22 protein-coding genes are annotated in these 22,738 nt (G+C 70.9%); 11 read left to right on the top strand and 11 right to left on the bottom strand.

What is annotated here, in order from left to right:
* The first annotated feature begins 8 nt into the window (after positions 1–8).
* The 5 genes from AC07N1_RS08050 (at position 9) to AC07N1_RS08030 (ending at position 5,681) form a co-directional block, all read left to right on the top strand.
* A complete protein-coding gene (locus tag AC07N1_RS08050; protein ID WP_494671320.1) occupies positions 9–266 on the top strand; it encodes an antitoxin in 258 nt (85 codons plus the stop codon).
* Entirely contained in the window at positions 263–544 is a 282-nt protein-coding gene (locus AC07N1_RS08045; RefSeq protein WP_494671319.1) for a type II toxin-antitoxin system RelE/ParE family toxin, read from the top strand. The genes AC07N1_RS08050 and AC07N1_RS08045 overlap by 4 nt, the downstream gene beginning before the upstream one ends.
* Before the next feature lie 57 nt (positions 545–601).
* Positions 602–1,993, top strand: a complete 1,392-nt coding sequence (locus AC07N1_RS08040; protein ID WP_494671318.1) for an alpha/beta hydrolase family protein — start codon at positions 602–604, stop codon at positions 1,991–1,993.
* 85 nt (positions 1,994–2,078) lie between these two features.
* Positions 2,079–3,419 (top strand): glycoside hydrolase 5 family protein, encoded by a 1,341-nt coding sequence (locus AC07N1_RS08035; protein ID WP_494671317.1) that lies wholly within the window; start codon positions 2,079–2,081, stop codon positions 3,417–3,419.
* A gap of 90 nt (positions 3,420–3,509) precedes the next feature.
* Entirely contained in the window at positions 3,510–5,681 is a 2,172-nt protein-coding gene (locus tag AC07N1_RS08030) for a hybrid sensor histidine kinase/response regulator (RefSeq protein ID WP_494671316.1), read from the top strand.
* A gap of 12 nt (positions 5,682–5,693) precedes the next feature.
* On the opposite strand, the gene AC07N1_RS08025 is transcribed toward AC07N1_RS08030, so the two are convergent.
* The 4 genes from AC07N1_RS08025 to AC07N1_RS08010 form a co-directional block, all read right to left on the bottom strand.
* Positions 5,694–6,152: a hypothetical protein gene (locus AC07N1_RS08025; protein WP_494671315.1), complete on the bottom strand. Its 459-nt coding sequence runs from the start codon at positions 6,150–6,152 to the stop codon at positions 5,694–5,696.
* Positions 6,153–6,277: 125 nt separating this feature from the next.
* Positions 6,278–6,397, bottom strand: a complete 120-nt coding sequence (cydX, locus tag AC07N1_RS08020) for a cytochrome bd-I oxidase subunit CydX (protein ID WP_110119140.1) — start codon at positions 6,395–6,397, stop codon at positions 6,278–6,280.
* Positions 6,398–6,409: 12 nt separating this feature from the next.
* Entirely contained in the window at positions 6,410–7,552 is a 1,143-nt protein-coding gene (gene cydB / locus AC07N1_RS08015) for a cytochrome d ubiquinol oxidase subunit II (RefSeq protein WP_494671314.1), read from the bottom strand.
* A 13-nt stretch (positions 7,553–7,565) separates the two neighbouring features.
* Positions 7,566–9,131 (bottom strand): cytochrome ubiquinol oxidase subunit I, encoded by a 1,566-nt coding sequence (locus AC07N1_RS08010; protein ID WP_494671313.1) that lies wholly within the window; start codon positions 9,129–9,131, stop codon positions 7,566–7,568.
* Positions 9,132–9,255: 124 nt separating this feature from the next.
* Here AC07N1_RS08010 and cydD point away from each other — a divergent pair, with 124 nt between their 5' ends.
* The 4 genes from cydD to fixJ are packed head-to-tail and all read left to right on the top strand — an operon-like array spanning position 9,256 to position 14,655.
* Positions 9,256–10,899 (top strand): thiol reductant ABC exporter subunit CydD, encoded by a 1,644-nt coding sequence (cydD, locus tag AC07N1_RS08005; RefSeq protein ID WP_494671312.1) that lies wholly within the window; start codon positions 9,256–9,258, stop codon positions 10,897–10,899.
* The gene (locus tag AC07N1_RS08000) at positions 10,896–12,548 is read left to right on the top strand and encodes an ATP-binding cassette domain-containing protein (protein ID WP_494671311.1); all 1,653 of its coding nucleotides are present in this window, start codon (positions 10,896–10,898) and stop codon (positions 12,546–12,548) included. Before cydD ends, AC07N1_RS08000 begins: the two co-directional genes overlap by 4 nt.
* A gap of 5 nt (positions 12,549–12,553) precedes the next feature.
* Positions 12,554–14,050: a PAS domain S-box protein gene (locus tag AC07N1_RS07995; RefSeq protein ID WP_494671310.1), complete on the top strand. Its 1,497-nt coding sequence runs from the start codon at positions 12,554–12,556 to the stop codon at positions 14,048–14,050.
* Entirely contained in the window at positions 14,047–14,655 is a 609-nt protein-coding gene (gene fixJ, locus AC07N1_RS07990; protein ID WP_494595283.1) for a response regulator FixJ, read from the top strand. Before AC07N1_RS07995 ends, fixJ begins: the two co-directional genes overlap by 4 nt.
* Before the next feature lie 7 nt (positions 14,656–14,662).
* Here fixJ and AC07N1_RS07985 read toward each other — a convergent pair whose 3' ends face one another.
* The 4 genes from AC07N1_RS07985 to AC07N1_RS07970 are packed head-to-tail and all read right to left on the bottom strand — an operon-like array spanning position 14,663 to position 18,758.
* The gene (locus tag AC07N1_RS07985; protein ID WP_494671309.1) at positions 14,663–16,381 is read right to left on the bottom strand and encodes a hypothetical protein; all 1,719 of its coding nucleotides are present in this window, start codon (positions 16,379–16,381) and stop codon (positions 14,663–14,665) included.
* A 58-nt stretch (positions 16,382–16,439) separates the two neighbouring features.
* Positions 16,440–16,829 (bottom strand): VOC family protein, encoded by a 390-nt coding sequence (locus AC07N1_RS07980; RefSeq protein ID WP_494671308.1) that lies wholly within the window; start codon positions 16,827–16,829, stop codon positions 16,440–16,442.
* A 2-nt stretch (positions 16,830–16,831) separates the two neighbouring features.
* A complete protein-coding gene (locus AC07N1_RS07975) occupies positions 16,832–17,545 on the bottom strand; it encodes an alpha/beta fold hydrolase (protein WP_494671307.1) in 714 nt (237 codons plus the stop codon).
* Positions 17,538–18,758 carry an MFS transporter gene (locus tag AC07N1_RS07970; protein WP_494671306.1) on the bottom strand — a complete coding sequence of 407 codons (1,221 nt, stop codon included), beginning with the start codon at positions 18,756–18,758 and terminating at the stop codon, positions 17,538–17,540. Before AC07N1_RS07970 ends, AC07N1_RS07975 begins: the two co-directional genes overlap by 8 nt.
* Before the next feature lie 76 nt (positions 18,759–18,834).
* On the opposite strand from AC07N1_RS07970, the gene AC07N1_RS07965 reads away from it, so the two are divergent.
* Entirely contained in the window at positions 18,835–19,722 is an 888-nt protein-coding gene (locus AC07N1_RS07965) for a LysR family transcriptional regulator (RefSeq protein WP_494671305.1), read from the top strand.
* Between the two features lie 180 nt (positions 19,723–19,902).
* Here the strand turns inward: AC07N1_RS07965 and AC07N1_RS07960 are convergent, their stop codons facing one another.
* From AC07N1_RS07960 to AC07N1_RS07950, 3 genes are all read right to left on the bottom strand, one after another.
* Positions 19,903–20,322: a response regulator transcription factor gene (locus AC07N1_RS07960; RefSeq protein WP_110119119.1), complete on the bottom strand. Its 420-nt coding sequence runs from the start codon at positions 20,320–20,322 to the stop codon at positions 19,903–19,905.
* Positions 20,319–21,170 carry an aldose 1-epimerase gene (locus AC07N1_RS07955; RefSeq protein ID WP_494671304.1) on the bottom strand — a complete coding sequence of 284 codons (852 nt, stop codon included), beginning with the start codon at positions 21,168–21,170 and terminating at the stop codon, positions 20,319–20,321. Before AC07N1_RS07955 ends, AC07N1_RS07960 begins: the two co-directional genes overlap by 4 nt.
* A 109-nt stretch (positions 21,171–21,279) precedes the next feature.
* Positions 21,280–21,909: a YitT family protein gene (locus tag AC07N1_RS07950; protein WP_494671394.1), complete on the bottom strand. Its 630-nt coding sequence runs from the start codon at positions 21,907–21,909 to the stop codon at positions 21,280–21,282.
* A 249-nt stretch (positions 21,910–22,158) separates the two neighbouring features.
* Here AC07N1_RS07950 and infC point away from each other — a divergent pair, with 249 nt between their 5' ends.
* Entirely contained in the window at positions 22,159–22,680 is a 522-nt protein-coding gene (gene infC, locus AC07N1_RS07945; protein WP_494671303.1) for a translation initiation factor IF-3, read from the top strand.
* The last annotated feature ends 58 nt before the right edge of the window (positions 22,681–22,738 follow it).

Raw genomic sequence — 22,738 nt, 5'->3', positions numbered from 1 at the left:
CTTCGCCCATGGCCGACGGCTTCGACATCCATCTTGATCCCGACCAGGCCGCCCGGTTGACGGCGGCCGCCAAGCGGCTGGGCGTTTCGCCCTTCGACTATGCGCGCGAGCTGATCGAAGCCGGGCTGGACGAGCCGCCGCCCAAGACGATCGATCCTGATCCGGCCATCGACGAGGCGATCGCCGACGCCGTCGAGGCCGGCGAGGAAGAGACGATCTCCCTGGAAGAGTTCCGCGCCCAGCTTCGCAGCTTCGGCCGTCGGTGACCTATACGGTCGCGGTCACCCGTCGGGCGAGTCTTGACGCCGCCCGCCTGGACGCCCGGCTCAGAGAACAAAATCCGCGCGCGGCTGACAGACTGAGCGACCAGATCGCCGAGGCGGCCACAAGCTTGGAAGAGAGCCCTCTACGCGGCCGCGCCGTCGGCGCGACGACCCGCGAGATCAACATCCCCTTCGGCCGCAGCGCCTACATCGTTCGCTATCGCGTCAAAGGCCAGCATGTGACCATCACCCGGATCTGGCACGGCCTGGAGCAACGCTAGACGGCGCAGCTCGAGCGTGCACAATCTTCGGGAGAGTTTCCCGGAGACCTTTCAGCCATGCGTTTCCTGCGATCCGCGGCCCTCGCCGCCGTCCTGCTGGTCGCGCCCGCGGTCGCCAGCGCCCAGGTCGAGCCGATCGTCGGCGACTGGTACGGCACGCTGGCGGTGGGGCCGACCAAGCTGCCGCTGGTCTTTCACGTCAAGGCCGACGGCTCGGCCGCCGTCGACAGCCCGGCCCAGAGCGCGCTGGGGCTGAAGGCGACGGCCAGCTTCGCCGATGGCAAGGCCCGCCTGGTCCTGACCGTCCCGGCCGCCGTGTTCGAGGGCCAATTGTCAGCCGACGGCAAGAGCCTGGCCGGGAACTGGCTGCAAGGCGGCGCCAGCCTGCCGCTGACCATGGGGCGCACCCCGCCCGTCGTCGTCCCGGCCAATCGCCCGCAGACGCCAAAGCCGCCCTACCCCTACCGCGCCGAGGAAGTATCCTACCTCAATCCGGCCTCGGGCCTGAAGCTTGCCGGGACCCTGACCCTGCCGCCGGGCGAAGGCCCCTTCCCCGTCGCCGTGCTGATCACCGGCTCGGGGCCGCAGGACCGCGACGAGACCCTGTTCGAGCACAAGCCCTTCCTGGTGCTGGCCGACGCCCTGACCCGCAAGGGCGTGGCCGTGCTGCGGGTCGACGATCGCAGCGTCGGCGGCTCGCAGGCGGGCGACCTGCGGAGCGCGACCACCGCCGACTTCGCCACCGACGTCGAGGCCGGCGTCGCCTTCCTGCGCGGCCGCAAGGACATTGACCCGGACCGCGTGGGCCTGATCGGCCACAGCGAAGGCGGGGTGATCGCCCCGATGGTGGCGGCCAAGGACCCCAGGATCGCCTTCGTCGTACTGATGGCCGGCACCGGCCTGCCGGGCGGCGAGGTGCTGAAGACCCAGTCGCGCGACATCGCCCTGGCCAACGGCGTCCCGGCGGCCAAGGCCGAGGAACAGGCCCAGCTGGTCGCCGCGGCCAACACCGTGGTGCTGGGCGAGACCGATCCGACCAAGGTCAAGCCGCGCATCATCGCCCTGTTCACCGAGAAAGGCGCGCCGGCCTCGATGGCCGAAATCCAGGGCCGGCTGTTCAGCTCGGCCTGGTACAAGGCGTTCCTGAACCTCGATCCGGCGACCTACCTGCGCCAGGTCCGCGCGCCCGTCCTGGCGGTCAACGGCGATAAGGACCTTCAGGTCTCGGCGGCTGAGAACCTGCCGGCGATCAAGACGGCCCTGGCCGGGGACAAGGACGTGACGATCCTGGCCCTGCCCGGCCTCAACCATCTGTTCCAGACCGCCAAGACCGGTTCGCCGCTGGAGTACGCGCAGATCGAGGAAACGATCGCGCCTTCGGCCCTGGCGGCCATCGTCGACTGGACCGTCGCCCGCGCCGTCGCTCCGCCGCATCGGCACGCCGATTAACTTCATCAAATTTGTTTAATCGCTGGACCGGCCCCGAGGGCCTCCGCTAACGTCCCGGCAAATCACAAGTGGGGAGACACCGGGAATGCTTTCGCGACGCGCGATCCTGGCCGCCGGCGCGGCGAGCCTGACGGTCGGTTCGGCGGCCGTTCCGACCCTGGCCGCGGCCCGTCCGAGCTTCGTGAAGGTCGAGAAAGGCCGCCTTTCCCTGGGCGGCAAGCCCTATCGCTTCGTCGGGGCCAATCTCTGGTACGGCGCCTGGCTGGGGGCTCCGGCCGCCTTCGGCGACCGCGCGCGCCTGACCCGCGAACTCGACAAGCTGCAGGCGCTGGGCGTCACCAACCTGCGCGTCCTGGGCGCGGGCGAGCGCTCGCCGGCCAAGGTGGCGCTGGACCCCACCTTCCGCGGCCCCGGCGAGGACTACGACCAGGACCTGCTGAAGGGCCTGGACGTGCTGCTGGCCGAGATGGGCAAGCGCGGCATGAAGGCCGTCATCTACGTCAACAACTTCTGGGACTGGTCGGGCGGCATGCCGGCCTATCTGAACTGGACCGGCAACGGGAGCTGGTTCCAGCAGGGCGACCCGGCCCACCCCTGGCCGCAGTTCGCCGACTATTCGGCCCGCTTCTACGCCGACGAGAAGGCCAACGCCCTCTTCCGCCACTATGTGAAGGCCCTGGTCGGCCGCACAAGCACCGTCACCGGCAAGCCCTATCGCGACGACCCGACGATCATGGCCTGGCAGCTGGCCAACGAGCCGCGCCCGGCCGGCAGCGAGGAATTCGGCAAGACCAACCGCCCCGCCTACGACGCCTGGATCGACGGCACCGCCCGCTTCATCAAGAGCCTGGACGCCAACCACCTGGTCTCCAGCGGCAGCGAAGGCGACATGGGGTGCCTGGGCAGCGAGGCCTGCGTGGCCGAGAGCCACAAGACCCCGGCCATCGACTACCTGACCCTGCACGTCTGGCCCAACAACTGGGGCTGGATCTCGATGACCGACCAGCCCTCGACCTACGAGGCCGGCGAGGCGAAGTCGCGCGACTACATCCGCCGCCACATCGCCCTGGCCAAGCGCCTGGGCAAGCCGCTGACCATCGAGGAGTTCGGCCTGATCCGAGACGAGCGAGCCTTCGCGCCCGGCTCGCCGGTCACCTTCCGCGACCGCTTCTACAAGATGGTGTTCAGCGAGGTCGAAGCCGACATCAAGGCCGGCGGCCCGATCGCCGGCGTCAACTTCTGGGCCTGGAACGGCGAAGGCCGCGCCCAGCACCCCGACGCCTGGTTCAAGAAGGGCGACCGCTCCTATGTCGGCGATCCGCCGCAGGAGGAGCAGGGCCTGTTCGGCATCTTCGACGCCGACGCCTCGACGGTCGCGCTCATCCGCGACCACGCCAAGGCGGTGAAGGCGATCAAGCGGGCCTGAACACGCTGAGGAAGCGGTAAGCGGATGCTCAACCCTTCCTTCAAAGCTTGACCTGTAGGGTTCCCGACATAGCGAGCGTCGGGAACCCGAATGAGCACGGTCAATCCGAAGGACCACGACGACCGGGCGAGGCGACGCCGTCGCCTGGCGGCGCTGTGCGACACGCTGCTGGCCTCGCCCTCGCGGGTGAACGGCCTGGCCGCGCGACTGGCCTTCTGCCTGGCCGTCTGCGTCGCCACCCTGCCCTATTCGCCCTGGATCCCGCCCGTCATCTGGCTGGCGGTGATGGCGGTCCTGGCGCTGGCCGAGCACCGGAACCTGCCGCCGGGCCGGACCCTGTTTTCCTGGCTGCAGAGCGCCGGCTACGCCGCGGCGGCCTTCTACCTGACCTTCTTCGAGACCGGCGCGGCCCAGACCTTCGGCGTCACCCTGTTCGGGGTGGTGATGTTCGAGATCGTGGTCCGCGACTACGCCCGCCCCCGGCGCCTGGCGATCAACATGTCGCCGATGGTGGCGGCGATGCTGCTGGTGCAGACGGTGGCGGCCATCTTCCTGATCCGCGCCGACCAGCCCTGGCGGCTGGCCACGGTGCTGGCCACCTCCTACGTCGTGTTCCGCGCCCTGCGCACCGTGCAGGTCGACCTGGCCCGCGCTCGCGTCGAACTGGCCGACGCCTCGGCCCGCGCCCAGGCCGACGCTCGCACCATCCGCGAGAGCCACCGCATCGCCCTGATGGCCGAGGCCATGGCCGGAGTCGGCCACTGGCGGGCCGACATCGCCAGCGGCGACATCACCTGGTCGGAAGGCGTCTACCGGATCTTCGGCCTCGAACCCGCCGCCGTCGCGCCGGGCCTGACCGAGCAGCTGACCTTCTTCGACCCGTCCGAGCGAGACGCACTGGAAGCCCGCTTCCGATCGGCCGCCGTCACCGGCGAGCCGTTCGAGACGAGCCTGCGGCTGACCCGCACCGACGGCGCCCTGCGCCACGTGGTCTGTCACGGCGCGGCCGAACTCGGCGCCGACGGCCAGGTCGAGACCCTGTTCGGCGCCGTCATGGACGTGACCGAGGCCCATGTCCGCGAGGCCGCCCTGCTGGACGCCAAGCTGCAGGCCGAAGCCGCCGCCGAGGCCAAGGCCGAGTTCCTGGCCAATATGAGCCACGAGATCCGCACGCCCCTGACCGCCATCAACGGCTTCGCCGCCCTGCTGGGCGAGCTGGACGACCTGCCGCCGACGGCCGACGCCTATGTCCGACGGGTCGACACCGCCGGCCAGGCCCTGCTGGCGGTGGTCAACGACATCCTCGACTTCTCCAAGCTGGAGGCCGGCCATGTCGCCCTCTCGCCCGCCCCGTTCGCCCTGGCGCCGTTCCTCGACGACCTCCTGGCCATGTTCGCCGAGCAGGCCCGGGCCAAGGGCCTGGCGCTGAGCGTCGAGATCGACCCGGACACGCCTACGGCCCTGACCGCCGACGCCGGCCGCCTGAGCCAGGTGGCGGTCAACCTGCTGGGCAATGCGGTGAAGTTCACCGAAGCCGGCGAGGTGCGGATCAGCGCCGCCTTCCGCGACGGCCTGCTGCACGTGGCGGTGACCGACACCGGCTGCGGCGTGCCGGCCGACAAGCGCCAGCGCCTGTTCCAGCGCTTCTCGCAGGTGGACGGCTCGATCAGCCGCCGGCATGGCGGCACGGGTCTTGGCCTGTCGATCTGCAAGGGCCTGGTCGAGCTGATGGGCGGCGACATCGAGATGGTCCCGGCCGACGGCGGCGGCTCGGTGTTCCGCTTCCACGTCCGCGCGACGCCGGCCGACCTGGCCGCGACGCCGGCCCCCGCGCGAACCGCGGCCACGGGCGGCCCCGCCGCCCAGGTGCTGGTGGTCGACGACGTCGACGCCAACCGCGAACTGGTGCGGGCCATGCTGCAGGCGATCGGCCACGAGGTGATCGAGGCGGCCAGCGGCGCCGAGGCCGTGCTGATGGCGTCGGACCGGCCGTTCGACCTGATCCTGATGGACCTGCAGATGCCCGGCATGGACGGCTTCGCCGCCGCACGGGCGATCCGCGGGCCGATCTCCGCCAACCGCCATACCCCGATCATCGCGCTCAGCGCCGACGTCCTGCCCGAACATGTCGGGGCCACGGCGGCGGCGGGCATGAACGGCCATATCGGCAAGCCGATCTCGGCCATGGAGCTGATCGGCGCGGTCGAGCGCTGGTCGGGCGTGAGACTGGATGCGCCGGAACCGGTGCTGGCCGAGGCCTGAGGGCGAGCGGCGCTATCGCCGCGCGGCCGCCTTGGCCTTTTCGAACTTGGCGGCCCGACGCTTCAATTCCTGATCGGTCAGCCAATCCAGGAAGCGCGTGAGGACATTCTCCGCGCGGCGCGGATGGGCCTGATCGATGCTGCGCTGGAAGTCGTGGACGTCGTCGATGGCCCGGCGGAGGATTTCTCGGTGGGCGGCTTCCACCGCATCGAACACCTGCCTTGACCTTTGCTGGGCCTTGGCCGGATCGAGGTCGGCGGAGATCTGGGAGAAGTCCAGTTCGACCGTCTGCCCCTCTCGGTATTTGGTGGGCAGGTTGCGGATATCGAAGTCTCCGCGCGCGTCCTCGCCCTCACAGTTGTAGCCCGGCGTCAGGGCGTACCAGTAGGTCTGGGGCTGGGCGCCCTTCCAGCTGTGATAGATCTTCACGTCCTTGTGGCTGAGCACCAGCTTGCGTTTGTTCACGCCCATCGCGCCCTCCCCGGCAGAGCCCCAGCAAGCGCGAAAACGGCGCGGGACGCAACCCTGCCGCGCAAACGAAAACGCCGTCCCCGATGCCGGAGGCGGCGCTTGCGTCTACGAACCGGCGGAGCGGATCAGGGCTCCGAAAGCCCCGTGTCGCCCTCGTCGGTGAGGTTGAACTCGTACCAGACGCCGTTGAGAACGCCGAAGGCCAGGGCCAGGCCGAGGCCGAGGATCCAGGTGAAGTACCACATAGGTCGATCTCCTCAGTACAGGGCCGGGTCGGTCTTCAGGGCGGCGCTGCTCGTGCGGCCCCAGAGCACCCGGTAGACGAAGGCGGTGTAGGCCAGCACCACCGGCAACAGCAGCACCACCACGATCAGCATCGTGAACAGGGTCGAGTGGCTGGACGAGGCGTTCCAGACCAGGAAGCTGGAATGCGGATCGACCGTGCTGGGCAGGATGAACGGGAACATCGACAGGCCGCTGGTGGCGATGATGCCGGCGGCCGAGGCCGAGGATCCGCCGAAGGCCAGGCCTTCCTGGCGCTTCCACAGGCCGAAGGTCGCGAAGGCCGCGCCGACGAAGCCCAGGACCGGGGCGATGACCATCCACGGATAGCGGACGAAGTTGTCGAACCAGGCGCCCGGGGCCGCCACGGCCGTGGCGCGCAGCGGGTTGGAGGGTCCGGCCGGATCGATCACGCCCTCGACGCGGAAGCCGAGCTTGCTGGCCAGCAGGCCGCCGACGGCGAAGAGCACGATGCTGGCGACGCCCGCGACCAGGCCGAACTTGCGGGCGCGGTCGACGATCGGGCCCCGCTCGGCCTTCACCGACAGCCAGGCCGCGCCGTGCAGCACCAGCATGCTGGTCGACAGCAGGCCGCAGACCAGGGTGAACGGCGTGAAGAGTTCGAAGAACGAGCCGTGATAGGTGCTGCGCAGGTCGCTATCGAGCTTGATCGGCGCGCCTTGCAGCACGTTGCCGACGGCCACGCCGAACACCAGGGCCGGCACGAAGCCGCCGATGAACAGTGACCAGTCCCAGAACGAGCGCCACTTGGCCTCCGGCCGCTTGGACCGGTACTTGAAGCCGACGGGTCGCAGGATCATCGCCGACAGCACCAGGAACATCGCCAGGTAGAAGCCCGAGAAGGTGGCGCCGTAGACCATAGGCCAGGCGGCGAAGATCGCCGCGCCGCCGGTGATGAACCACACCTGGTTGCCTTCCCAGGTGGCGCCGATGGTGTTGATCACCGTGCGCCGCTCGTCGTCGTTGCGGCCGACGAAGGGCAGCAGGGCGGCCACGCCCATGTCGAAGCCGTCGGTCAGGGCGAAGGCGATCAGCAGCACGCCCAAGAGGCCCCACCAGATCAGGCGGAGGGTCGGATAGTCGAGGGGGAGTTCCATGATGCGAACCTCCTTAGGCGACGGCTTCGGCGACAGGCGCGCCGGAGTCTGTTGGGAAGGCGTCCTGTTCGGCGAACGGACCCTTCTTGATGGTCTTCAGGATCAGCCCGACCTCGACCACCGCCAGGGCGCCGTAGAGCAGGGTGAAGCCGATGATGCTGGCCAGCAGCTGCGGCACGCTGAGGCTGGAGGGCGACAGGAAGGTGGGCAGCACCCCGTCCACGGCCCAGGGCTGACGCCCGACCTCGGCCAGCACCCAGCCCAGCTCCGTGGCGATCCACGGCAGCGGGATGGCCAGCACCGCCAGGCGCAGGAACCACTTCGTATCGTGCCTGCGCAGGGTCACCAGCACGAAGGCGGTGGCGAAGAGGGCGATCATCAGCAGGCCCGTGCCGGCCATGATGCGGAAGGCCCAGAACATCACCGGCACGTTGGGCACGGTGTCCCAGGCGGTCTTGGCGATCAGTTCCTTCGAGGCCGTGCGCGGGTCGGCGACATGGCGCTTGAGCAGCAGGGCGTAGCCGAGGTCGCGGCGGTTCAGCTCGAAGACGGCCCGGGCCTCGATGTCCTTGGGGTTGGCCTTCAGCTTCTCCAGCGCGTCATAGGCGACGACGCCGTGCTCTATGCGGTCTTCCGCCGAGGCCACCAGTTCGAAGATGCCTTCGACCGGCTTGTCGATGCTGCGCGTGGCGATCAGGCCCAGCACGTAGGGGATCTTGATCTCGGCGTGGGTCTTGCGGTCGGCGAGGCTGGGAATGCCGAAGGCGGTCAGGCCGGCGGGCGCAGGCTCGGTCTCCCACATGGCCTCCAGGGCCGCGAGCTTCATTTTCTGGTTGTCGGTGAGGGCGTAGCCGCTCTCGTCGCCCAGCACGACGACCGACAGGGCCGAAGCGAGACCAAAGGCGGCGGCGACGGTCATCGACCGCTTGGCCACGCCCGTCCACTTGCCCTTCAGCAGGTAGAAGGCCGAGACTCCGAGCACGAAGACGGTGGCGATGGTGTAGCCGGCGCTGACCGTGTGCACGAACTTGGCCTGGGCGACCGGATTGAAGATCACCGCCTTGAAGTCGGTCACCTCCATCCGCATCGTGTCCGGATTGAAGGCCGCGCCCACCGGGTTCTGCATCCAGCCGTTGGCGATCAGGATCCACAGGGCCGACAGGTTGGTGCCCAGCGCCACCAGGAAGGTGACGAGCAGGTGGGTCACCGGCTTCAGCTTGTCCCAGCCGAAGAACATCAGCCCGACGAAGGTGGCCTCGAGGAAGAAGGCCATCAGGCCCTCGATGGCCAGCGGGGCGCCGAAGATGTCGCCCACATAGTGCGAGTAGTAGGCCCAGTTCATGCCGAACTGGAATTCCATGGTGACGCCGGTGGCGACCCCAAGGACGAAGTTGATGCCGAACAGCGTGCCCCAGAACTTGGTAACCGTGCGCCAGATCGGGCGCTTGGTCATGACGTAGACCGCCTCCATGATGAACAGCATGAAGGACAGCCCCAGCGTCAGGGGCACGAAGAGGAAGTGGTACAGGGCCGTGAGGGCGAACTGCAGGCGGGATAAATCGACGACGGCGGGATCCATGGGTAGCTCCGGGGTCGAACGGCGATCGGTCGCGCCGGACGAGCATCTCGCCTTAGGCGTGTCGGCGGAAGGGGTCTTTGATCCGGATCAAGGCCGCCCCCCTATGGAGCGTTAGACCCCGTCCATGACCGCCCGCTCCCCCGTCGAGACCGAGATCCTCACGCTCGCGCGCCCGTGGCTGCGCGGCTTGAACAAGATGACCCCAAACGCGGGGCGACATGCCGTGCTGTGGCGGCTGGCCGACGTGGCCGGGGCGGCGGGCTTCGCCGCGGGCCTGGCCTTCGGGATCGACGCCCTGACGCGTTCCCTGACCGAGGCCCTGCCCTTCCTGGCCCTTGCCCTGGTCTCGGCCCTGGCGCGCGGGGCGATGGCGGCGCAGGCCGGCAAGGCGGGCGCGCAGGCCGCCGCCCAGGCCAAGGCCCACGCCCGTCGCGAAGCCGCCGCCTCGCTGCTGGCGCCCGGCGCGCCGCGCGGCGGGGCCGCCGTCACCGCCGTCATGGAGGGCGTCGAGGCCCTGGACGGCTACGTCTCGCGCTTTGCGCCCGCCCGCAGCGCCTCGGCGATCGCGCCGCTCTTGCTGATCGCCCTCACCGCCGTCGCCAGCCCGGTCTGCGCCGGCATACAGCTCTTCACCCTGGCGCCGTTCATCGCCGCCATGGCCCTGGCCGGCATGGCCGCCGCCGACGCCTCGCGCCGGCAGTTCCTGGCCCTGGAGCGGCTCTCCAGCCTGTTCCTCGACCGGGTGCGCACCCTGCCCGTGGTGCTGGCCTTCCAGGCCGAGGGCCGGGTGACGAACGGCCTCGCCGGCGCGGCGCTCGACCTTTCCAGGCGCACCCAGGCGGTGCTGCGGGTGGCGTTCTTCTCGTCGGCGGCGCTGGAGTTCTTCGCCGCCCTGTCGGTGGCGCTGGTGGCGGTCTATTGCGGCTTCAACCTGCTGCGGCTGCTGCCCTTCCCGGTTCCGGAGACGCTGGACCTCAAGCGCGCCTTCTTCGCCCTGGCCCTGGCGCCGGAGGTCTACGCCCCGATGCGCAGGCTGGCCGCCGCCTATCACGACCGCCAGGCCGCCGAGGCCGCCGCCCTGACCCTGGCCCGCCTGCCGAAGTCCGTCCCGGCCGCCGCGCCGCTGGCCCTGACGAAGGCGCCGAACATCCGCTTCCAGGGCGTCGGCGTGACCTATGCCGGCGGCGAGGCGGCGGTGTTCGAGGGCTTTGACCTGATCGCCGCCGGCGGGACGATCACCGCCCTGCTCGGCCCCAGCGGCTGCGGCAAGACCACCCTGCTGAACCTGCTGACGGGCCTGGCTCCGCTCACCGCAGGCGAGGTGCGGGTCGGTGACGCGAAGCTGTCGGACGCCGGATCCTTCGCCGCCGACCTGGCCTGGGCCGGGCAGTCGCCGCTGCTGCTGGCCGGGTCGCTGGCCGACAACCTGGCCTTGGCCCGCCCCGACGCCTCCCGCGTCGAACTCGAAACCGCCGCCCGTCGCGCGGGCCTGTCCGACCTGCTCGACCGCCGGGGCGGCCTCGATGCGCCGCTGGACGAGCGCGGCGGCGGGCTGTCGGGCGGCGAGCGCCGGCGGCTGGGCATCGCCCGCGCCCTGCTGAAACCCGCCCCGATCCTGCTGCTGGACGAGCCCACGGCCGATCTCGACGCCGCCGCCGAGGTCGCGATGATCGCCGCGATCAGAGAGGCCGCCGCCGGCCGTACGACCCTGATCGCCACCCATTCGGAGGCCCTGGCCGCCGTCGCCGACCAGGTGGTGCGCCTGTGAAGACCGCCAGCGCTCTTTCCAGGCTCGTCGCCGAGCAGCGCCGCCGCCAGGCCCGGCCGCTGATCCTGGCCGCCGCCTGCGCCGCCTTGGTCGGCGCGGCCTCGACCACCCTGCTGGGCCTTTCGGGCTGGTTCATCACCGGCGCGGCCCTGGCCGGCGTCGCGGGGCTGGCGACGGCCCAGGCCTTCAACGTGCTGTTGCCCAGCGCCATGATCCGTCTGCTGGCCATACTGCGCACCGGCGCCCGCTACGGCGAGCGGTTGCAAGGCCATGCCGCGGCGCTGGACGCCCTGGCCGCCATCCGCCCGCGCCTGTTCGCCGCCCTGGCCGCCGCCCCGCCGCGCGAGGCCCTGGCCGTCTCGCGAGGCGAGGCCGCCGCCCGCCTGGTGCAGGACGTCGACGCCGTCGAGACCCGTTTCGTGCGGCTGTCCGCCCCCTGGGGCGCGGCCGCCGGGGTCGGGTTGGCGGCAGCGCTGTCGGCGATCGCCGGGATCGGCCCCGCCGTCGCCATCGCCCTGGCCGTCGCCCTGCACCTGATCCTCGCCCGCGTCCTGACTCGCAGGCTCAGCGCCCCGGCCGGCGCGGCGATCCAGGCGGTGGCGGGCGAACTGAAGGAGGCCCTGGCCGCCTTCGCCGCCGCCGCGCCCGAGCTGAAGGTCTACGGCGCCGAGGGTCCCGCCCTCGACCGCATCGCGCAGTTGGGCGGCCGGCTCGACGCCCTGAAGGTGCGCGCCGTACGGGCGCAAGGCGTGCTGGCCTTGTCGGAAGGCGCGCTCACGGGCCTCGCCGTCGCGGCCGTCCTGGCCCTGACCGCGCCGGCCGGCGCACCGCTGGCGGCGCTGGCCGCCCTGGCCGCGGTGATGGCCATCGAAGCCGTAGGCCCCATCGCGCGGGCTTTCGAGCAGGACGGCGCCGCCGAGGCCGCCGGCGAGCGGCTGGACGCCATCCTGCGCCACGCGCCCATGACCACCGCCCCTGCAACCGACCTCGGCCGTCCCGCCCTGCGCCTGCTGGGCCAGGACCTGGCGCCCGGCGCGCGACTGGCGATCGTCGGCCCCACCGGCTGCGGCAAGACCACCCGGCTGGAACAGCTGCTCGGCCTGCGCGACGCCCCCGCCTGCGTCTTCGCGCTCGACGGCGTGGACGGCGCGACCCTATCGCCCGCCGACCTGCGCCAGGCCTTCGCCTACGCCCCGCAGGACGCCGCCCTGCTGGCCGGCACGGTGCGCGAGAACCTCAAGCTCGCCGCGCCCAAGGCCGACGAGGCGACGCTGTGGGCCGCGCTCGACGACGCCGCCCTGGCCGACCGCGTCCGCGCCCTGCCGCAGGGCCTCGACACCTGGCTGGGCGAGGCCGGCGAGCGGTTGTCGGGCGGCGAGCGCCGGCGCCTGTCGCTGGCCCGCGCCCTGTTGCGCGACGCGCCCTGGCTGCTGCTGGACGAGCCGACCGAGGGCTTGGACGCCGCCACGGAAGCTCGCGTCGTCGCCCGGCTGGACGCCCGCCTGCGCGCCACGGGGCAAGGCCTGGTGCTGGTCAGCCACCGCCCCGCGCCGCTGGCCCTTTGTGAGAAAACCGTCTCGCCAGAGACGGTGTCCCCGGCCGTCGGACCGGCTATAAGCGCGCCCATGATCACGACGGCGACGCACTGAAGACCATGGCCGCGCCCACGCGCCCGCCCGCGCCGCTGTACAGCGAGCTTCGCCTCGGCGTCTTCCTGGCCGCCGCCGGCCTGGTGGCCGGCTGCGCCCTGCTCTATTTCGCCCTGCCCAGCCGCTACGCCGCCCCGGCGACCTTCCTGCTGTTCGTGCCCTCGGTGCTGATCAGCGCGGCGCTGGGCGGCCTGATCCCGGGCCTCGTGGCCACCATCCTGGCCTCGGCCATGGTCTGGTTCCTGACCTTCTCGCCCCAGCCCGACCAGGCGACGGCCGTCTCCAGCCTGGTGTTCCTGATGATCGGCGTGGGCATGTCGATCGGCGGCGGCTGGTTCCACGCCGCCCGCCGGCGGATGGCCGACATCACCGACCACCTGCGCTCGGTGCTCGACACCGTGCCCGACGCCGTGGTGGTGATCGACCCGCGCGGGATCATGACCTCGTTCAGCCCCGCCGCCGAGCGCCTGTTCGGCTGGAACGCCCCGGAGGTGATCGGCAGGAACGTCAGCATGCTGATGCCCGAGCCGCACCAGAGCGCCCATGACGCCTATCTCGAGCGCTACGAGCGCACCGGCGACAAGCGGGTGATCGGCATCGGCCGCGTGGTCACCGGCCAGCGCCGCGACGGCACGACCTTTCCGATGGAGCTGGCGGTCGGCGAGACCAAGGGCCCCACCCGCGCCTATACCGGCTTCATCCGCGACCTGACCGAGCGCCACGCCACCGAGAGCCGTCTGCAGGAGCTGCAGGGCGAGCTGGTCCACGTCTCGCGGCTGACCGCCATGGGCGAGATGGCCACCACCCTGGCCCACGAGCTGAACCAGCCGCTGTCGGCCATCGCCAACCTGCTGACCGGCTCGCGCCGGCTGATGGATCGCGGTCGCCCGGAAGACCAGGCCAAGGTGCGCGACGCCATCGACCGCGCTTCCGACCAGGCGCTGCGGGCCGGCGACGTGATCCACCGCATGCGCGAGTTCGTCCGTCGCGGCGCCACCGAGCGCGACGTCGAGAGCCTGTCGGAACTGGTCGACGACGCCCGGGCCCTGGCCCTGATCGGCGTGCGCGAGGGCCAGGCCGAGGTCAGCATCGCCCTGGACCCGGCCTGCGACGCCGTCATCGCCGACCGGGTGCAGATCCAGCAGGTGCTGGTCAACCTGATCCGCAACGCCGTCGAGGCGATGGAGGGCCGGCCCGTCCGCCGCCTTTCGGTGACCAGCCGCCGGCAGGACGACGGCGTCGTCGAGGTGGCCGTGGCCGACACCGGTTCGGGCGTCGATGATGCGTTCCGCGCCCGGCTGTTCGAGCCGTTCATGACCACCAAGGCCGAGGGCATGGGGGTGGGGCTGTCGATCTCGCGCTCGATCATCGAGGCCCACGGCGGCCGCATCTGGGCCGACGCCAATCCCGGCGGCGGGACCATCTTCCGCTTCACCCTGCCGCCCGCTCCCGCCGCCTCGGCCAATACCGCAGAAGAGACCGACCAGGAGACCACCCGATGAGCGACGCCGTTGTGCACGTGGTCGACGACGACGCCGACGCCCGCGACTCCCTGGCCTTCCTGCTGGAGACGGCCGACTTCCGGGTGCGCACCTATCCCGACGCCCAGGCCTTCCTGGCCGCTCTGCCCCAGGCCGAGCCCGGCTGCGTGATCACCGACGTGCGCATGCCCGGCATGTCGGGCCAGGAACTGGTCAAGCGCCTGCGCACCGAGGCCTCGGCCCTGCCGGTGGTGATGATCACCGGCCACGGCGACATCCCGATGGCCGTCGAGGCCATGCGCGACGGCGTGGTGGACTTCATCGAAAAACCGTTCTCGGAGGCCCGCATCCTGGCGGCCCTGGAACGCGCCCTGGCCAGCGCCGCCCCCGCCCAGCCGGCCGTCAGCGACGACCAGGCCCAGGTGCTGGCCCGCATCGAGACCCTGTCCGAGCGCGAGCGCCAGGTGCTCGACGGCGTGGTCGCCGGCCAGCCCAACAAGATCATCGCCCGCGACCTGGGCATCAGCCCGCGCACCGTCGAGATCTACCGCGCCAAGCTGATGAGCAAGATGCATGCCGACAACCTGGCCGCCCTGGTGCGGATGACGCTGTCGGTCCGGGGCTGATCTCGCCCTAAGCCGCCGGGCAGCGGATCGGCTTCAGCGGCTTGATCGCCTTGAGGCTCGGCGCCTCGCCCCCGAGCAGCTTGCTCAGCACCGGATCGGCGGCGGGCGGTTCGCCGAATGCTTCCTTGGCCGCTCTGCGCTCCCACGCTCGCGCGGCTTCGGCCAGCAGGCTCCGGTCGTCGGCGTCGAGATCCGACGACGCCGCCATCCGCTTGGCGAAGCCGATGCTGAAGGAGCCGCCAGACCGCCCCCAGGCCCGGATCAGCGCTCCGCGCGGGCCCGGACCGGCGCAAAAAACCCGAGTCACCGCCGCCTCTTCCTGCTTGTCGTCGGAGAGGCCGTACCAGCGCATGGTGATGTCCAGCGGCAAAGCCAGAAGACCGTCGGCGCTCCCGACGGTCGGCGAGGCCGGCACCGCGGGCCGGAGCAGCTCGCCCGTGGCCCAGTCGGTGATGGCGCTCACATGGCCCGACAGCATCAGGGCCAGGGCCGGGTCGGCGCGATAGTCGGCGGTCAGCAGGGCCTTCGGGCCCTCCACGAAGTCGGCGTCGATGTCGAAGCGCGTCTTGGCCTCGGTCGCCAGGGCCATGGAAAAGCGCGGCCAGCGCGCCGCGACCGACGGATCGGTACGCCAGCGCGGCGGCTCGCCGCCGTAAGGATCCTCCTGCACCTCCGCCGTCAGCCGCAGCAGGGCCTGAGCCTCTTCGGCGGAAGCGCTCGCCGCCAGGCGGGCCGGAAAGCGGGTCTCGATCAGGTCGTAGGCCCTTCGATACTGGCCATTGGCGGCCAGGAAGCGCAAGCCGATGTCGAGATCGTCCAGCGAGGCGTCATCGCGCAGGAACGCCTCGAAGCGCGGCGCGGCGTCGGCGTGCCCCTCTTCGATCAGCGCTTCCAGGATGGCGGTCTCGCGCGGATCGCGGACCGGCTTGGCCGGCGGCCGGCCATCGCCCAGGCTCGCCATGATCAGGTCGGTGAAGGCGGCCGCATCGGACTGCTCGGCGTCGAAGGCGGGGTCGCGCGGCGCATGCCGCGGCGGCCGTCCGGCCTTGAGGTCGTCCAGGGCGGCCAGCAGGAACGGCGTCGGCTTCCAGGGCGAGATCGAGCCCAGGTGGCCGCCGATGTCGCGCGCCAGGGCCGTTTCGTAGGGCGTGCGGTCCGGCTTGGCGTCGAGCTCGGCTTTCATGGCCTCCAGCCGGGCGAGCCGGGCCATCGGGTCGGGATCGCGCAGCACGTCGAGATAGGTCCGCGCCATTCGCGACCACGGGCTGCCGGGACCGGCATAGTCTTCGCTGACGCGCGAGAACGGATAGGGCAGCACGCCCAGGCCTTCGCCGCGACGGCCGAGCAGCAGCAGGTAGCTGCCGCCCTTGGCCAGGGTGATGCGATTGCAGGGGCCGTTGTGGCCTTCGGGATGGGAGAAGGCGACGTCGTTCGGATCGCTGGAAACGGTGCGCCCCAGCATCATGCCCTGGACCTCGACCTCTCCGCTCAGGTCGCCCTTCAGGCTCTCGATCACCCGCACGCGCATCGACCACTCGAAGGGCGGAGTCTGCGCATCGAAGGGCGGCGCGGACACCGGCGTGGCGACGACCACGGCGTCGGCGATCTGCATCAGTTCGAAATTGCTGGGCCGGACATAGCCGGGAGCCGGGGAACAGGCCCACGCCGCCGGGGCCGCGCCCAGCGCCAGCGCCGCCGCCAGACCGATCAACCAAGACTGCCGCATGGCGCTCCCCCTATTTTTCGGGAGCCTACGAACAGACCTATAAATCTACAAGCGTAATCTATTCGTCGTGATAGCGGCTGACCTCGACGAGGTTGCCGTCGGGGTCGCGGAAATAGACCGAAGTCATCGGCCCCAGCGCGCCGTTGCGCTCGACCGGCCCCAGTTCCACGGCCACGGCGCAGGCGGCCAGGTGGGCAACCACCGCCGCGATCGGCTGCTGGGTGATCAGGCAGAAGTCGGCGGCGCCGGCCACAGGAGTTGCGGCCTTGGGCGCAAAGGGGGCGTCGGCCGTATGCAGGTTGATCTTCCAGCGGCCGAAACGCACGGCCGTCGGCTTGCCGGGCGTCGCCACCCGCTCGGCGCCCAGCACCCGCTCGTAGAAGGCGGCGCTGACCTCGATCGAGGCGACGACGAGCACGAAGTGATCGAGCCGGTCGATGGCGATCATCTTCAGGCCTCCGCCAGCCACGCCCGCAGCAGGGTCGTGGTCTCGTCCGGCCGCTCCATGGCCGGCAGGTGGCCGCAGTCGGCGAAGATGTGCAGCGTCGAACCCGTGATCCCGGCGTGGATGGCCTGGGCCTCAGCCGGCGGCGTCAGGCGGTCGAGGTCGCCCACCGCCACCAGAGTCGGCACGCGGATGCCAGCCAGGTCCGGGCGAGAGTCCGGCCGGCCGAGGATCGCCCGCTGCTGGCGCAGGAAGGCCTCGCCGCCGACCCGGCCGGCCATGGCCTTGACCTCGCCGGCCAGGGGATCGGAGAGGCGCGACGGCGGCAGCAGTTGCGGCATCATCTGCTGGGTGACGCCCAGGAACCGGCCGACCGACAGGGCCGCCATGGCCCGGCGGCGCTGCTCGGCGCGCTGGGGGCTGTCGGGCGCGGCGCTGGTCGAGAACAACGCGAGACGCGTCACCCGCTCCGGCGCCTGGCGCAGGATCTCGAAGGCGACGTAGCCGCCCATCGACAGGCCGCCGAGGGCGAAGCGCTCCGGCGCTTCGGCCAGCACGCGGGCGGCCATGGCCGCGACGCTGTCGTCGAGGGTCAGGTCGGCGACCTGGATATCGGCGACGTCGTGCAGGGCCAGCGCCTGCTCGCGCCACAGGCGGGCGTCGCACAGCAGGCCGGGCAGCAGGACGAGCGGGACGCGGCTCTTCACGGGGTCAGGCACGCGAAACTTCCTTCAGACGCAGGGCCAGCACGGCGGCGATCACGGCCAGGACGGTGGTGAAGGCCGCCACCGCCGGCCAGCCGCCGGCGCGCCAGAAGCCGCCGCCGGCCGAGCCGGCCAGACTGGAGCCGACATAGTAGAACAGCAGGTACAACGCCGCCGCCTGGCCTTTGGCCTTGCCGGCGAGCGCGCCGACCCAGCCGCTGGCCACCGCGTGGGCGATGAAGAAGCCGATGGTGACCAAGGCCACGCCCGCCACGATCCACGGCAGGCCGGCCGGCAGGGTCAGGGCCACGCCCGCCAGCATGACGGCCAGGCCGATGGTCAGCAGGGTGCGGCGGCCCCAGCGGTCGGCCAGCTTGCCGGCCGTCGACGAGGCGACCACCCCGAAGGCGTAGACCAGGAAGATCAGGCTGGTCTGGCCCTGGCTGAGGCCATAGGGCGGGTCCTCCAGCCGGAAACCGGCATAGTTGAAGATCGTCACGAAGACGCCGGTCAGGCAGAAGCCCACCGCGAACAGGGCCAGCAGCCGCCGGTCGGCCAGGGCCTGGCCCCAGGCGGCGGCCTGGGCCGCGCGGTCGCGGGCCGGGGTCGGCTGGAAGTGGCGCGAGCGCGGCAGCAGCAGGAAGAAGGCGGCGGCGGCCAGCAGGTCCAGCGCCCCGATCGTCGCCATGGCCGAGCGCCACGAGCCGACCTCGACCAGCAGGCCCATGCCGACCCGACCGGCCATGCCGCCGAAGGCCGTGCCGGCGACGTACAGGCCCATGGCCGCGCCCAGGTCGCGCGGCTCCATCTCCTCGCCGACATAGGCCATGGCGACGGCCGGCACGCCGCCCAGCAGGAAGCCCTCGGCCGCCCGCGCCAGCAGCAGCATCGGCCAGGACGGCGCGAAGGCGGCGGCGAGGTTCAGCAGGGCCGCCAGACTCATCGAGGCGAACATCAGCCCCTTGCGGCCCAGGCTCTGCGACGCCGCCCCGGCCAGCAGGATCGCCACCGCCAGCGCCCCGGTGGTCAGCGACAGGGCCAGCGAGCTCTGGGCCGGGGTCAGGGAAAAATCGCGGGCGAAGGTCGGCAGCAGCGGCTGCACGCAATAAAGCAGGCTGAAAGTCGAGAACCCGCCCAGGAACAGGGCCAGCGACATGCGCCTAAACCGCGCCGTGCCGGCGGCGATGCGCGGCGGCGAAAAGTCTGTCGTGGGATCGAGGGCGGTCATGGCCGTCGATCTAGAACCGAGGCTGCCTATAGTCCAATATATGGCGAAGGCTTTCTTGATCGCTTTTGGAGATGGCATGGAGCTGCGCCACATCCGCTATTTCCTGGCCGTGGCCGAGGAGCGCAACTTCACCCGCGCCGCCGCCAAGGTCGGCATCGGCCAGCCGCCGCTGAGCCAGCAGATCAAGGACCTGGAGGCCGAGCTCGGCGTGCAGCTCTTCCGCCGCGTGCCCAGCGGGGCCGAGCTGACCGAGGCCGGCAAGGCCTTCCACGCCGCCGTGCGCACCCTGCCCGACCAGGCCGGCGCGGCCGCCGTGCTGGCCCGGCGGGCGGCGCGGGGCGAGACCGGCTCGCTGCGGCTGGGCTTCACCGGCTCAGCCAGCCTGCATCCGGTGGTCTCCACGGCCGTGCGGGCCTATCGGAGGCTCTATCCGGAGGTCGAGCTGTCGCTGACCGAGAGCAACAGCACCCACCTTTCCGACCACCTGGCCGAGGGCGCGCTGGACGCGGCCTTCCTGCGGCCGGGCTCGGTGAGCCTGGAGGGTCTGTCCGTGCATGACCTGGTCGACGAGCCGATGATCGCCGTGCTGCCGACGGGCCATCCGGCGGCGGCGTCCGATCCGGTGGACCTGTCGCTGCTGAGGGGCGAGCCGCTGATCATGACGCCGCGCCACCTGGGCCCCACGGTGCACGACGCGGCGGTGGAGGCGTTCCGCGCCGCCGGCGTCGAGCCGGTGATGGGCCAGGCGGCGCCGCAGATGGCCTCGGTGATCGTGCTGGTGGCGGCCGAGCTGGGCGTCTCGATCGTGCCCGTCTCCATGCGCCAGCTGGCCGTCGAGGGCGTGGCCTATCGCGACATCGCCGGCCAGAGCCCCGTGGCGCGGCTCAGCCTGGCGGCCACGAAGACGCCGAGCCCGGCGCTGAGGAATTTCATCCAGGTGATCCGGCCGTCGTTCCGGGCGTGAGGGGCGAACTCACACCCCTCCCCCACCACTCCCGTCATTCCCGCCCTTGTGGCGGGAAACCCTGGTTCAGCCCGCACGTGAAGCGCTAGCGGCGCGCCCAGCGCGCCGCCCCTACTGCCCTTGCGGCTGACAGAGGGGTTCCCGCCACAAGGGCGGGAATGACGGGAGTTTTGGGGAGAGTTACGCCCCCACCGCCTTCTTCACCTGCAGGCTCAGGGCGTCGGTGATCAGGGGCTTGTGGGCGACGCCGGCCCACAGGGCGTCGGCGGCCGAGAGGTCGACCGGGCCGTCGGCCAGCAGCACCGCCGGGGTGCGCACGCCCTTGCCGCGCAGGGCCGCCAGGGCCAGGAAGTCGACGTCCAGCACCAGGCAGTCGGCGGCGATCATCTCCGACAGCGACGCCTCGTCCACCCCGGCGAAGGCGCGGATCCAGTAGCCCTCGGTCTCCAGGGCGAAGGCCAGGGCCTCGCGCAGGGCCGCGTCGGCTTCGACGACGACCACCAGCGGACGGGCGGGCGAAGGGGCGCTCATCGCGCCATTCAAGCCGGCGTCGGCCCAGCGCGCCTTGATCTGACGCAAATCCAGCAGGTCGGCGATCATGCGACTTTGAGGGTCATCCAGACCGACGTCATCTGACCGGGGGCCAGGGCGACGATCCCGGTCTCGCCCTCACCGAAGGGATCGGGACGGCTGGCGGTCGGCTCCACGCAGACGAAGTCGGCGCCCGGCGGCGAATAGACGTGCACCCAGCGGCAGTTGTCGGACGCCTCGATGGTCGTCGAAGTCCCGCCCGGAGCCGAGAGCACGGCCTTGCCGGAAAAACCCGTCCAGCAGTTGTCGATCAAGGTGTCGGTCGCGGTCGGCGCGCCGGCGCTCCAGTCGCGCCTCCAGACGCCGTCGTGGTGGGTGGTGGGCAGCACGTCGGCGTCGACCATCCAGACGCCGCCGACGCCGGCCTGCAGGGTCTCGCCCGGGCGAGCCGCGAAATAGGGGTGCAGGCCAAGACCCGCCGGCATGACCTCGGTTCCGGTGTTGGTCACCGACAGTTCGATGCGCAGCCCCTCGTCGGACAGCGCCAGGATCTGCTCGGCGCGATAGGCCCAGGGCCAGTCGGACGGGGCGTGGTCGTAGGTCAGGACGGCGCGGGTGTCGGACAGGCCGGTGACGGTCCAGGCCGCGCGCCATCCCTGGCCGTGCAGCGGGTGCGGATGGCCGGCCAGGTTCGGCGCCAGGGTCACCTCGCGGCCCTCGAACGAGAAGCGGCCGTTCGGGATGCGGTTGCAGAACGGGACCAGCGGGAAGCAGCCGACGTCGAGGGCGTCGGTTGCCCCCTCGGGCGTCGGGCGCAGCACGTCTCGGCCGTCGAACACGAAGCGGCCGATCGAACCGCCCACCTGCGGCAGCAGTTCGACGCGAGCGCGGGCGGTCGCCAGGACGGGACGTGTCATTGGGAACCCATTGTTATGTTAGCGCTAACTAGAGCTTTACGGTGCGTCATATGCCAGTTCGAACCGCTCTCGAACAGAGGGCCTGCCGACATCATCGTCAGTAGGGGCGTCAGTAGCCGGCGTAGCGTCCCGGCTTGTGGTTGGCGATGATCACGATGCTCAGCGCCACGGCCGACAGGATCGACAGCAGCAGCTTGTCGAAGCTGACCACCATGAAGGCCGCGCCCACCACCAGCACATCGGTGGCCATCTGCACCTTGCCGGCGCTGATCCCGTGCTTTTCCTGCAGCCACAGGCCCAGCACGCCCACGCCGCCGACCGACGAGCGGTGGCGGGCCAGCGCCAGGATGCCCATGCCGATGATCGTGCCGCCGAACACCGCCGCGAAGACCGGATTGACGCCCACAAGCTTCAGCCAGTGCGGCAGGGCCAGGCTGAGGGCCGTCAGCAGCACGTTGGTGGCCAGGGTCTTGGCGGTGAACACCCAGCCCAGCGCCCGCTGGGCGAAGATGTAGAACGGCAGGTTCAACACGAAGAACACCACCCCCACCGGCCAGTCGGTCAGGTAGGAGACGATCAGGGCGATCCCGGCGATGCCGCCGGTCACCAGGCCGGCGGCCTTGAGCAGGATCAGGCCCACGGCGATGAAGCTCGTGCCGATCAGCAGCGCGTGGACGTCTTCGATGAGCGTGTGGCGCGTTGCAGGCCTGTCGGGGGCGGGCGTGCCTGAGGCGGACATGTCGGGAGCGGCGGCGGTCAAGGGCTGTCGAGTCGCGTCTGGAGGATGGGGAAAACGGCGTCCCGTCCCGATCGCGTTCCCGTCCCGCCGTCCCTTTCGCCACTTATCCGCGGTCGTGGAACGGTCTTGTCGCGGCGAGCGCTTGATAGCGCTCGTGTCTGGCGTCATATATCATCTGAACGTGACGCCCCATGGGCGCCGCGCGAAATCCTCTACAACAATTCCGGAGCCGCCCCTATTCGCCGTCCCATGCAAGCGCCGCCCGTCAAGGATGGACCGCGTATCAACGATGAAATCCGCGTCCCCCGAGTCCTGCTGATCGACCAGAACGGCGAGAAGCAGGGCGAGATGCCGACCGCCTCCGCCATGGAAGCGGCCGAAGAGGCTGGCCTGGACCTGGTCGAAATCGTTCCGAACGCGAACCCGCCGGTCTGCAAGATCCTGGACTATGGCAAGTTCAAGTTCCAGGAGCAGAAGAAGAAGAACGAGGCTCGCAAGCGTCAGAAGGTGGTCGAGCTCAAGGAGATCAAACTCCGCCCGAACATCGACACGCACGACTACGAGGTGAAGGCCAAGGCCATGCATCGCTTCTTCGAGGAAGGCGACAAGGTCAAGGTCACCCTGCGCTTCCGCGGTCGCGAAATGGCCCACCCGGAACTCGGCATGAAGCTGCTGCAGCAGGTCAAGGCCGACTTCGACGAGGTGGCCAAGGTCGAGTACGAGCCCCGCATGGAGGGCCGCCAGATGATCATGATCCTGGCGCCCCGCTAAGCTTCGGCTCTATCTTCAAAGACGCCCCGGCCATGGCCGGGGCGTTTTTCGTTTCCGG

The sequence above is a fragment of the Caulobacter sp. GW821-FHT09B11 genome (assembly GCF_059418205.1).
This window is presented reverse-complemented; position numbering and strand designations above follow the sequence as displayed.

Coding starts and splice junctions, on each gene's coding strand:
- AC07N1_RS08050 (WP_494671320.1), top strand. CDS start 9: ATGGCCGACGGCTTCGACATCCATCTTGATCCCGACCAGGCCGCCCGG.
- AC07N1_RS08040 (WP_494671318.1), top strand. CDS start 602: ATGCGTTTCCTGCGATCCGCGGCCCTCGCCGCCGTCCTGCTGGTCGCG.
- AC07N1_RS08035 (WP_494671317.1), top strand. CDS start 2,079: ATGCTTTCGCGACGCGCGATCCTGGCCGCCGGCGCGGCGAGCCTGACG.
- AC07N1_RS08030 (WP_494671316.1), top strand. CDS start 3,510: ATGAGCACGGTCAATCCGAAGGACCACGACGACCGGGCGAGGCGACGC.
- AC07N1_RS08025 (WP_494671315.1), bottom strand. CDS start 6,152: ATGGGCGTGAACAAACGCAAGCTGGTGCTCAGCCACAAGGACGTGAAG.
- cydX (WP_110119140.1), bottom strand. CDS start 6,397: ATGTGGTACTTCACCTGGATCCTCGGCCTCGGCCTGGCCCTGGCCTTC.
- cydB (WP_494671314.1), bottom strand. CDS start 7,552: ATGGAACTCCCCCTCGACTATCCGACCCTCCGCCTGATCTGGTGGGGC.
- AC07N1_RS08010 (WP_494671313.1), bottom strand. CDS start 9,131: ATGGATCCCGCCGTCGTCGATTTATCCCGCCTGCAGTTCGCCCTCACG.
- cydD (WP_494671312.1), top strand. CDS start 9,256: ATGACCGCCCGCTCCCCCGTCGAGACCGAGATCCTCACGCTCGCGCGC.
- AC07N1_RS07995 (WP_494671310.1), top strand. CDS start 12,554: ATGGCCGCGCCCACGCGCCCGCCCGCGCCGCTGTACAGCGAGCTTCGC.
- fixJ (WP_494595283.1), top strand. CDS start 14,047: ATGAGCGACGCCGTTGTGCACGTGGTCGACGACGACGCCGACGCCCGC.
- AC07N1_RS07985 (WP_494671309.1), bottom strand. CDS start 16,381: ATGCGGCAGTCTTGGTTGATCGGTCTGGCGGCGGCGCTGGCGCTGGGC.
- AC07N1_RS07980 (WP_494671308.1), bottom strand. CDS start 16,829: ATGATCGCCATCGACCGGCTCGATCACTTCGTGCTCGTCGTCGCCTCG.
- AC07N1_RS07970 (WP_494671306.1), bottom strand. CDS start 18,758: ATGACCGCCCTCGATCCCACGACAGACTTTTCGCCGCCGCGCATCGCC.
- AC07N1_RS07965 (WP_494671305.1), top strand. CDS start 18,835: ATGGAGCTGCGCCACATCCGCTATTTCCTGGCCGTGGCCGAGGAGCGC.
- AC07N1_RS07960 (WP_110119119.1), bottom strand. CDS start 20,322: ATGATCGCCGACCTGCTGGATTTGCGTCAGATCAAGGCGCGCTGGGCC.
- AC07N1_RS07955 (WP_494671304.1), bottom strand. CDS start 21,170: ATGACACGTCCCGTCCTGGCGACCGCCCGCGCTCGCGTCGAACTGCTG.
- AC07N1_RS07950 (WP_494671394.1), bottom strand. CDS start 21,909: ATGTCCGCCTCAGGCACGCCCGCCCCCGACAGGCCTGCAACGCGCCAC.
- infC (WP_494671303.1), top strand. CDS start 22,159: ATGCAAGCGCCGCCCGTCAAGGATGGACCGCGTATCAACGATGAAATC.